Annotated in this window: 6 protein-coding genes; 4 read left to right on the top strand and 2 right to left on the bottom strand. The window is 72.4% G+C overall.

Translation table 11 applies throughout. From position 1 onward, the window contains the following. The first annotated feature begins 73 nt into the window (after nucleotides 1-73). Entirely contained in the window at nucleotides 74-673 is a 600-nt protein-coding gene (locus AB0M28_RS39515) for a nucleoside triphosphate pyrophosphatase (protein WP_365415523.1), read from the top strand. A gap of 36 nt (nucleotides 674-709) precedes the next feature. On the opposite strand, the gene AB0M28_RS39510 is transcribed toward AB0M28_RS39515, so the two are convergent. Continuing rightward, entirely contained in the window at nucleotides 710-1180 is a 471-nt protein-coding gene (locus AB0M28_RS39510) for a hypothetical protein (RefSeq protein ID WP_365415521.1), read from the bottom strand. A gap of 370 nt (nucleotides 1181-1550) precedes the next feature. On the opposite strand from AB0M28_RS39510, the gene AB0M28_RS39505 reads away from it, so the two are divergent. Beyond that, nucleotides 1551-3305: a biotin carboxylase N-terminal domain-containing protein gene (locus tag AB0M28_RS39505; protein WP_365415520.1), complete on the top strand. Its 1755-nt coding sequence runs from the start codon at nucleotides 1551-1553 to the stop codon at nucleotides 3303-3305. 70 nt (nucleotides 3306-3375) lie between these two features. On the opposite strand, the gene AB0M28_RS39500 is transcribed toward AB0M28_RS39505, so the two are convergent. Then, nucleotides 3376-4785, bottom strand: a complete 1410-nt coding sequence (locus AB0M28_RS39500) for an MFS transporter (RefSeq protein WP_365415518.1) — start codon at nucleotides 4783-4785, stop codon at nucleotides 3376-3378. 117 nt (nucleotides 4786-4902) lie between these two features. Between AB0M28_RS39500 and AB0M28_RS39495 the strand changes: the two genes are divergently transcribed. Then, nucleotides 4903-5481, top strand: coding sequence for a TetR/AcrR family transcriptional regulator (locus tag AB0M28_RS39495; RefSeq protein ID WP_365415516.1), 579 nt, complete (start codon nucleotides 4903-4905; stop codon nucleotides 5479-5481). A gap of 99 nt (nucleotides 5482-5580) precedes the next feature. Continuing rightward, on the top strand, nucleotides 5581-6027 hold the full coding sequence (locus tag AB0M28_RS39490) for a hypothetical protein (RefSeq protein ID WP_365415514.1): 447 nt from the start codon (nucleotides 5581-5583) through the stop codon (nucleotides 6025-6027). Nucleotides 6028-6361: the final 334 nt, after the last annotated feature.

The raw sequence follows: 6361 nt of genomic DNA, 5'->3' as shown, positions 1-6361 counted from the left end.
GGCGTCCGGCCGCCGCGGCGCGGCCGGCCCGACGGCGGTCAGCCGGCTCCGGGGCGGCCTAAGCTTGGGCCCCATGACTGACCGCAAGCTCATCCTCGCCTCCGCCTCGCCCGCCCGCCTGGAGCTGTTGAAGCAGGCCGGGTTCGACCCGCACGTCGTGGTGAGCGGCGTCGACGAGGACGCGCTGTCCGCCCCCACGCCGGGCGAACTGGCCCGGGTGCTCGCCGAGGCGAAGGCGACCGCCGTGGCGGGGCGTCCGGAGGCCGCGGGCGCCCTGGTCATCGGCTGCGACTCGGTGCTGGAGCTGGACGGCGAGGCGCTGGGCAAACCCGCGGACGCCGAGGAGGCCACGGCCCGCTGGAAGGCGATGCGGGGCCGCTCGGGCGTCCTGCAGACCGGCCACTGCCTCATCGACACGACGAGTGGCCGCCGTACCTCCGCGACCGCCTCCACCACGGTCCGCTTCGGCGACCCCTCGGACGCGGAGATCGCCGCCTACGTCGAGACGGGCGAACCGCTGCACGTGGCGGGCGCGTTCACCCTGGACGGCCGGGCGGCGCCGTTCGTCGACGGCATCGACGGCGACCACGGCAACGTGATCGGGCTGTCCCTGCCCCTGTTCCGCCGCCTGCTGGCGGAGCTCGGCATGTCGGTGACGGACCTGTGGGTGTGACCCGCTGAGCCGCTGAGCCGCAGCCCCGCTGACCCGCTAGAAGGCCGCGGGGGCGGGAGGAGCCGGCGGCCCCTGCGGCTGCCCGTTCGGCTCGTCCGGCTCCGCGGGCTCCTTCGCCGGCTCCGCGCCACCCGGACGGCCGTACGCCAGCACGCTGAAGACCACGAGGCCGAGGATCACCATCAGCACGGCGAACACGTCCCAGCCGACGAGCGCCGCCACCACGGCGCCGAGCACCCCGTGCACGACGGCCACCCCGATCAGCACCGCCCGCAGGAACCGCCCGGGCGCCGCGTCCCGGACGCCCATCCGCAGCGCGGCCACCCCGCACGCGAAGAGGACGCCGCCGAAGAGCAGCCCGCCGCCCCGGATGCCGTTCGCCAGCAGATCCGTGTCCAGCCCGGCCAGGGACATGTTCTGTCCGTCGAGGAACTCCGCCATCACCAGCTGGACCCCGGCGATCGCGATGCCCTCCAGCATCAGCGCCCCGCCGGCGGCCAGTGCCACGGCCCGCCTGATCCCCACCTGAACCCCCTGTTACCCCTGGTATCTCCTAGTCCAGAACGCTACTAACGGGTAACGCCCGCGGCAAGGGTCGCGCACGTGGAGAAGTCACCCGGCAAAGATTCCCCCCGGCCTTAGTAGGGATCCCACAAAACGCATCCCCGGCCCCTCGCTCGTACACCAGGAGACCTTGCCCACACATCCTCCCCGAGCAGCCGTACGCCCAGGCGGCGTACCTTGGAAACTCGGGGGTTTTAGGGCAACGATAGGGACCCGGTTCACCCTCCGTGTGGGCAAGCTCACCCCCTGGCCCGCCTCGGCGCGGTGTGTCCCCACTACCTAAAATCACGGATGTTCCAAGGAGGGAGCCAACGTGCGCAAGGTGCTCATCGCCAACCGTGGCGAAATCGCTGTCCGGGTCGCCCGAGCCTGCCGCGACGCCGGCATCGCGAGTGTCGCCGTCTACGCGGATCCGGACCGGGACGCGCTGCATGTCCGCGCCGCCGACGAGGCGTTCGCGCTGGGCGGTGACACCCCGGCCACCAGCTATCTGGACATGGCCAAGGTCCTGAAGGCCGCCGCGGACTCGGGGGCGGACGCCGTCCACCCCGGTTACGGCTTCCTGTCGGAGAACGCCGACTTCGCCCAGGCCGTGCTCGACGCGGGCCTGACCTGGATCGGCCCGCCCCCGCAGGCCATCCGCGACCTCGGCGACAAGGTCGCCGCCCGGCACATCGCGCAGCGCGCCGGCGCGCCGCTGGTGGCCGGCACCCCGGATCCGGTCTCCGGCGCGGACGAGGTCGTCGCCTTCGCCACCGAGCACGGCCTGCCGATCGCCATCAAGGCGGCCTTCGGCGGCGGCGGCCGCGGCCTGAAGGTCGCCCGTACGCTCGAAGAGGTCCCGGAGCTGTACGAGTCGGCGGTCCGCGAGGCGGTCGCCGCCTTCGGCCGCGGCGAGTGCTTCGTCGAGCGCTATCTGGACAAGCCGCGGCACGTCGAGACGCAGTGCCTGGCGGACAAGCACGGCAACGTGGTCGTGGTCTCCACCCGTGACTGCTCCCTCCAGCGCCGCCACCAGAAGCTGGTGGAGGAGGCCCCCGCGCCGTTCCTGTCCGACGCGCAGAACGCGCAGCTGTACAGCGCCTCGAAGGCCATCCTGCGCGAGGCGGGCTACCAGGGCGCCGGCACGGTCGAGTTCCTGGTCGGCCTCGACGGCACGATCTCCTTCCTGGAGGTCAACACCCGGCTGCAGGTCGAGCACCCGGTGACCGAGGAGGTCACGGGCATCGACCTGGTGCGCGAGATGTTCCGGATCGCCGACGGCGAGGAGCTGGGCTACGACGACCCTGCCGTACGGGGCCACTCCTTCGAGTTCCGCATCAACGGCGAGGACCCGGGCCGCAACTTCCTCCCGGCCCCCGGCACGGTCACGCGCTTCGCCCCGCCGTCGGGCCCCGGCGTACGGCTGGACGCGGGCGTCGAGACCGGCTCGGTCATCGGCCCGGCGTGGGACTCGCTGCTGGCCAAGCTGATCATCACGGGCGCCACCCGTGAGCAGGCGCTGCAGCGCGCGGCGCGGGCGCTGGCGGAGTTCCAGGTGGAGGGTATGGCCACGGCGATCCCCTTCCACCGCGCGGTCGTCACCGACCCGGCGTTCACCTCCGACCCGTTCCGCGTCCACACCCGGTGGATCGAGACGGAGTTCGTCAACGAGATCAAGCCCTTCGCGGGCACCGGCGCCGAGGCCGAGGAGGACGAGGCGGGCCGCGAGACGGTCGTCGTCGAGGTCGGCGGCAAGCGGCTGGAGGTCTCCCTCCCGGCGGGCCTCGGCATGCAGATGGCCCGTACGGCGGCAGCGGGCGGCGCCCGCCCGAAGCGCAAGGCGGTCAAGAAGGCCGGCTCCGCGGTCTCCGGCGACACGCTCGCCTCCCCCATGCAGGGGACGGTCGTGAAGGTGGCGGTCGAGGAGGGCCAGCAGGTCAACGAGGGCGACCTCATCATCGTCCTGGAGGCGATGAAGATGGAGCAGCCCCTGAACGCGCACAAGGCCGGCACGGTCAAGGGCCTGTCGGTGGAGGTCGGCGCGGCGCTCACGTCGGGCGCGCCGATCTGCGAGATCAAGGAGTAGCGTCCGCGGACCGCTCCCAGGACGCTCAGGGCGAAGGCCCCCGCCACGGCGGGGGCCTTCGCCCTGTCACCTACGCGCCGCGCCGTACGCCGCCGCCGCGGACCGCGCACATCACCACCAGCGCGAGCCCCGCGAACACCGCGGCCCCGGCGTACGCCGCCGCGACGCTGTCGGTGAACGCCCGCCCGGCCGAGACCGTGACCAGCACGGCCACCCCGAGCCCGCCGCCGACCTGCTGCATCGTCTGCAGCAGTCCGGACGCGGAGCCCGCCTCGCCGGGCAGGACCCCCGCCAGGATCAGCGTGTTGAGCTGCATCACGGTCAGCCCCATGCCGACGCCCATCAGGACCAGCGGCCCGAGCAGCGCCGAGGTGTACCCCGCGCCCTCCGACAGCCGCGACAGCCACACCACGCCGGCCAGGTTGAGCGCGAGCCCCGCCAGCGCCACGCGCTTGGGCCCGTACCGCCCCTGCAGCCGCGGCGCCAGCCGCGCCGCCGCGAACAGCGGCAGGGTCATCGGCAGGAACGCGGCGCCCGCGCGCAGCGGGCTGAAGTGCAGTCCGAGCTGCAGATACAGGGTGGTGAAGTAGAAGACGCCGAACATCCCCGCGGGGACGAGCAGCATCGCCGCGTACGCCAGCGCCCGGTCCCGCGAGGCGAAGAGCCGCAGCGCCACGAGCGGCTGCCGCGCCCGCAGTTCGACCAGCACGAACGTCCCCAGCAACAGCACCGCGAGCCCGAAGGCCGTGAGCCCGAGGCCATCGCCCCAGTCCTGCTCCGCGACGCGGATGAAGCCGTACACCAGGGACATCATCCCCAGCGTCCCGCTGAGCGCGCCTCCGATGTCGAACGCCCCGTCCTGACGCGGGGTCTCCGCGACGTAGCGCGGCGCGAGCCAGGCGATGAGCAGGCCGACGGGCACGTTGACGAACATCACCCACCGCCAGGACGTCCATTCGGTGAGCGCCCCGCCGAGCAGCAGCCCGATGGAGGCGCCGGCACCGCTGATGGAGGAGAACACGCTGAGGGCGCGGGCCCGTTCGCTCCCCTCGCGGAAGGTGGTGGCGATGAGCGCGAGGGTCGACGGCGCGGCGAGCGCGGCCGCCGCGCCCTGCGCCGCGCGGGCGGCGAGCAGCCAGCCGGCGCTCGGCGCGAAGCCGCCGAGCAGCGAGGCGGCGGTGAAGGCGAGCACACCGGTGACGAGCGCGCGGCGGCGCCCGATCCGGTCGCCGATCCGGCTGCCGAGCAGCAGCAGCCCGCCGAAGGCGAGGGCGTAGAGATTGATGACCCACGATCTGCCGGTGGCGGAGAAGTGCAGATCGCCGGCTACGTACGGAAGTGCGACGTTCACGACCGTCGCGTCGACGAGCAGCATCAGCTGGGTCGTGACGATGGCCGTGAGGGCGAGCGAGGCCGCTCGGCGGCCGGGCGGCCGGGTGCGGGCAGGGGTCGTCCCGGAAATGCGGACAGGAGTGGACAAGGCAATGCCTCCAGCAGGAGAATGCAAACGGAGGGAACCTCCACTAACTATACGGAGGCAGCCTCCGTTTCCGCAATGGCATTCTGGTGCCCGCGGAGACTTCGAAGGGTGGTGCCCATGGCGACGACGCGGGGCGACAGGCCGATGCGGGCGGATGCGCGGCGCAACTACGAGCGACTGCTCACCACGGCAAGCGAGGCGTTCCGCGAGCACGGACTGGACACCTCGCTGGAGGACATCGCCCGCGGCGCGGGCGTGGGCATCGGCACGCTCTACCGCCACTTCCCGGACCGCTTCGCGCTGATGGAGGCGGTCTTCGAGGACCAGATCGACCGGATGGGCGAGGAGGCCTCCCGGCTCACCGACGACGCGTCGCAGTCCCCGCTGCAGGCGCTGCGCTACTGGCTGCGGGCGTACATGGAGCACGCGATGGAGTTCCGCGGCATGTCGTCGGCCCTGCTGGAGGAGGGCCGCCTCGCCAACTGCCACCTCCGCCTGAAGACGTACGCCCAGACCCTCACGGACCGCGCCCACGCCTCGGGCGAGCTGAGCCCGTCGGCGAACTACCTCGACATCCTGCGCATCGCGAACGCCCTCGCGTACGCGACGGAGAAGGCGGCCGTGAAGTCCCCGGAGGACACGGACCTCTCCGACCGCCTCCTGACCCTGGCGTTCGAGGGCCTGCGCACCCGCTGACCCCGCCTTCCCGCACCTCTGGTGCGCGGCACCCGCTCCCCCCTACGCTGTCCCCCCGTACCGCACACGAGTGCGACGAACGACAGGAGATGGGGCGCGATGTCCGCCAGGGTGCAGAAGCTGGCCGTGAAGGTCGCCGACCGCAGCCGTCCGCTGCTGGAGCCGGGCGAGACGGTCCTGTCCGTACGCCTGGCCCAGGGCGGGATGCCGCCGGTTGCGGCCGGCTTCCTCCTCGGCGGGCTGCTGGCGATCAGCATGCTGGTGTTCAAGGTGGGCGGCGCCCTGGGCGGCCTGCTCTGCGGACTGCTCGTCGCCTCACTGGTCACGCGCCGCGTCATCGTCCGCACGGACCAGGCCCTGCTCCTGCTCGAGTACGGCAAGCTCACCTTCTCGATAACGCCACGCCGTGTACTCGCCAGACTCCCGCAGGACACCACCGTCGCCCCGTCCGGCGGCTTCTGGGCGGTGACGCACGTGGCCGGAGAGAAGCTGTACGTCCACAAAAAGTGGCAACACGAGTTCCCGATCCACCAACCGACCACCTGACAGCCCACACGAGCAGACAGGACACCCCCAGCCCGCCCGGCGCTTGAGGACTGAGGCGCGAAGCGCTGAATCGCGCCAGCCGACGCAAGGCGCCACTCAGCCCGCCCGGCGCTTGAGGACTCCGGGCGAAGCCCGGATACGCGCCAGCCGACGCAAGGCGCCATTCAGCCCGTCCGGCGTTTGAGGACTGAGGCGCGCAGCGCCGAATCGCGTCAGCCGGCGAAACGCCACATGAAGCCCGTCCGGCGTTTGAGGACGAGGCGCGCAGCGCCGACCCGCGTCAGCCGGCGCAACGCGACGTTCAGCCCGTCCGGCGTTTGAGGACGAGCGCCGT

The sequence above is a fragment of the Streptomyces sp. NPDC051940 genome (assembly GCF_040680895.1).
GTDB lineage: Bacteria > Actinomycetota > Actinomycetes > Streptomycetales > Streptomycetaceae > Streptomyces.
The sequence above is the reverse complement of the archived record's forward strand: the minus strand, read 5'-3'. Positions and strand labels throughout refer to the sequence as shown.